This is a genomic window from Pseudomonas sp. K5002, assembly GCF_013386655.1.
In the GTDB taxonomy this organism is placed as follows: Bacteria; Pseudomonadota; Gammaproteobacteria; order Pseudomonadales; family Pseudomonadaceae; genus Aquipseudomonas.
In genome coordinates this window covers 1-3,366 of record NZ_JACARK010001183.1, presented here as the reverse complement: position 1 = coordinate 3,366, position 3,366 = coordinate 1, and the positions used below count along the sequence as shown (strand labels likewise).

4 protein-coding genes are annotated in these 3,366 nt (G+C 64.0%); 2 read left to right on the top strand and 2 right to left on the bottom strand.

The genetic code is table 11. The annotated features are described in order from the left end of the window. A partial coding sequence (gene mobA, locus HX846_RS34680; RefSeq protein WP_178967200.1) for a molybdenum cofactor guanylyltransferase MobA occupies positions 1 to 443 on the bottom strand: 443 nt, incomplete at its 3' end. A 75-nt stretch (positions 444 to 518) separates the two neighbouring features. On the opposite strand from mobA, the gene moaB reads away from it, so the two are divergent. Both moaB and glp read left to right on the top strand, forming a co-directional pair. Beyond that, positions 519 to 1,058 carry a molybdenum cofactor biosynthesis protein B gene (moaB, locus tag HX846_RS34675; RefSeq protein WP_003209092.1) on the top strand — a complete coding sequence of 180 codons (540 nt, stop codon included), beginning with the start codon at positions 519 to 521 and terminating at the stop codon, positions 1,056 to 1,058. Further along, on the top strand, positions 1,042 to 2,268 hold the full coding sequence (gene glp, locus HX846_RS34670; RefSeq protein WP_177051903.1) for a gephyrin-like molybdotransferase Glp: 1,227 nt from the start codon (positions 1,042 to 1,044) through the stop codon (positions 2,266 to 2,268). Before moaB ends, glp begins: the two co-directional genes overlap by 17 nt. Positions 2,269 to 2,411: 143 nt before the next feature. Here glp and HX846_RS34665 read toward each other — a convergent pair. Continuing rightward, on the bottom strand, positions 2,412 to 3,366 hold a 955-nt coding region (locus tag HX846_RS34665), incomplete at its 5' end, for a M18 family aminopeptidase (RefSeq protein WP_178967199.1).

Genomic DNA, 3,366 nt, shown 5'->3' with positions numbered 1-3,366 from the left:
CGCAGCGAAGTGGGGATCACGCAGAGCAGCGGTTCCCAGAAATCGCCGTGGCGCACCATCACCGGCAGCAACGGGTTTTGCTGCGCCGTGCTGCGCAGGTCGGCGAGCAATCGTGCATCGATCTGCGGCACATCGCACGGCAATACCAGCAGATGCCCATGCTGCGCCACCGCCAGTCCTGCGCGAATGCCGGCCAGTGGCCCTGGAAAGTCGGGGCTGTCATCGCCGACCAATTGATCGGCGTAGGCCGCGTACTGCGCCTGGTTGCGATTGCAGGAGATGATCAGGTCGTCGGTCAACGGCCGCACCAGGCGATGCAGGTGCGCGATCAGCGGCTGCCCGTGCCAGTCCAGCAAACCCTTGTCGAGGCCGCCCATGCGCTGGCCACGACCGCCGGCCAGCAAAAGGATCGAGCAGGGCAGTGGGGAAGAATGGCTTGGCATGACGGCTCCTGCGGGCAGTGAAATGGGGGGCTGTGATATAACATCGGGCTGTTCCTTCGACAACCGGACCGAGCCATGAAAGCCAAGGCTGATGCGCCCTTTGTACCCCTGAATATCGCTGTATTGACGGTCAGCGACACCCGCACCCTGGAAACCGACACCTCGGGCCAGGTCTTCGTCGACCGCCTGACCGCCGCCGGTCACCTGCTGGCCGAGCGAGTTTTGCTTAAAGATGATCTGTACAAAATCCGTGCGCAAGTGGCGCACTGGATTGCCGAAGACGTGGTGCAGGTGGTGTTGATCACCGGCGGCACCGGCTTCACCGGCCGCGACAGCACCCCGGAAGCGGTGAGCTGCCTGCTGGATAAACAGGTGGATGGTTTCGGCGAACTGTTCCGGCAAATCTCCGTGGCCGATATCGGCACCTCCACCGTGCAATCCCGTGCCCTGGCCGGCCTGGCCAACGGCACACTGGTGTGCTGCCTGCCGGGCTCCACCAACGCGGTGCGCACCGGTTGGGACGGGATTCTCGCCGAGCAACTGGATAACCGTCACCGTCCGTGCAACTTCGTCCCGCATTTGAAACAGGCCGAGCCCTGTGAATCCCGTGGGTAAGCCGGGCAAGACCGGCGCGTTGATGCCGGTGGAAGACGCCCTCGAACAATTGCTGGCGATGGCCGAGGCAGCGCCGATCCGCGAGCCGGAAACGTTGGCGCTGGCCGAGTGTGATGGTCGGGTGCTGGCCCAGGCGTTGATCTCCACGCTGGACTTGCCGCCCTGGCCCAACAGCGCCATGGACGGATACGCCCTGCGCCTGGCGGACTGGACCGGTGAGCCACTGGTAGTCAGCCAGCGCATTTTTGCGGGCACGGCACCCGAGCCCTTGGCTGCCGGTACCTGCGCGCGGATCTTCACCGGAGCCCCGGTACCGGAGGGCGCGGACTGCGTCGAGATGCAGGAAAACGCCGTGGTCCATGCCGATCAGCGGGTGAGCTTCACCGAAGCGTTGCAGGTGGATCAAAACATCCGTCCCCAAGGCCAGGAAACCACGGTGGGCGAGTGGGTGTTACCAGCAGGTACACGCCTGGGCCCGATCGAGTTGGGCCTGGCGGCTTCGCTGGGTCGTGATCGGCTGGAGGTGGTACGACGCGCCCGCGTGGCTGTGCTGTCCACCGGCGACGAGTTGATCGAGCCGGGCCTGCCGCTGGGTCCCGGGCAGATCTACAACAGTAATCGCCGGGTGCTGTGCAGCTGGCTGGAGCGCCTGGGCTGCGAAGTGGTGGATGCCGGGATCCTGCCGGACGACCTGGAACAAACCCGCGAACGCCTGGGCGCATTGGGCTCGGTAGACCTGATTCTGTCCACCGGCGGTGTGTCGGTGGGGGAGGCGGATTTTCTCGGGATTGCACTGCGGGAAGAGGGCGAACTGGCGCTGTGGAAGCTGGCAATCAAGCCGGGCAAGCCGCTGACGTTCGGGCATTTCCGTGGTGTACCGGTGATCGGTTTGCCGGGCAATCCGGCGTCGACGCTGGTGACCTTTGCCTTGCTGGCGCGGCCTTACCTGTTGCGCCGCCAGGGCGTGGAAGACGTGCAGCCGCTGCGCATTGAAGTGCCCGTGGGATTTGTCTGGCCCAAGCCGGGGAATCGCCGCGAGTATTTGCGCGGGCGGCTGGAGCAGGGCAAGGCGATCATCTACCGCAACCAGAGCTCGGGTGTGCTGCGTAGCGCGGCGTGGGCCGAAGGTTTGGTAGAAGTGCTGGAGGGGACGACGCTGGAGATCGGTGACCGGGTCAACTTCATTCCGCTGAGTGAAGTGTTGAACTGAGCCCGATCTATCAAACAATGAAGATCAAAATGTGGGAGCGGGCTTGCTCGCGAAAGCGGTGGATCAGTCACCCGATGTATTGACTGACCCTCTGCATTCGCGAGCAAGCCCGCTCCCACATTTGATTTGTGTTCATCCTGCAATTACGGCAAGTCGCGACTCGCGTAAAACGCACTCAACACCTTCACCAGGTGCGCCAGGTCGTGGCTGCCGCACAGCTCGCGAATCGAGTGCATCGCAAACGTCGGCAAGCCGATATCCACGGTGCGCACGCCCAGGTGGCTGGCGGTGATCGGGCCGATGGTCGAGCCGCAACCCATGTCGCTGCGAACCACAAAGCTTTGCACCGGCACTTCTTCGGCCATGCACAGGTGGCGGAAGAACCCGGCGGTTTCGCTGTTGGTGGCGTAGCGCTGGTTGCTGTTGACCTTGATCACCGGGCCGGCATTGAGTTTCGGGCCGTGGTTGGCGTCGTGCTTCTCGGCGTAGTTGGGGTGCACGCCGTGGGCGTTGTCGGCAGACACCAGCAGCGACTTCTGGATAGTGCGTACGAACTCATCGCCCTCGGGCAGCAGGCGACGCAGGGTCTGCTCCAGCATCGGGCCGTCGGCACCGCAGGCGGAGCACGAGCCGACTTCTTCGTGGTCGTTGCAGACCAGCACGCAGGTTTCATCGGTTTCGGCGGTGAGCAGGGCTTGCAGGCCGGCGTAGCACGACAGCAGGTTGTCGAGGCGGGCACCGGCGATAAAGTCGCCATTGAGGCCGATCACGGCCGCGCTCTGGGTGTCGTAGAAGCTCAGCTCATAGTCGAGCACCACGTCAGCGTTCAACCCGTGTTCACGAGCCAGTTGCTCGGTCAGCACTGCGCGGAAGTCCACGCGCTCGTCACCGGCGAACTGCGCAAGGATCGGCGGCAGTTCGGTCTGGGCATTGATCGCCCAACCCTGGTTGGCTTCACGGTTCAGGTGAATGGCCAGGTTGGGGATGATCGCGATGGGCAGCTTGAAGTCGATCAGCTGGCTTTCGACCTTGCCGTCGCGGCGGAAAGTGACGCGGCCGGCCAGGGACAGATCGCGGTCGAACCACGGCGCCAGCAGC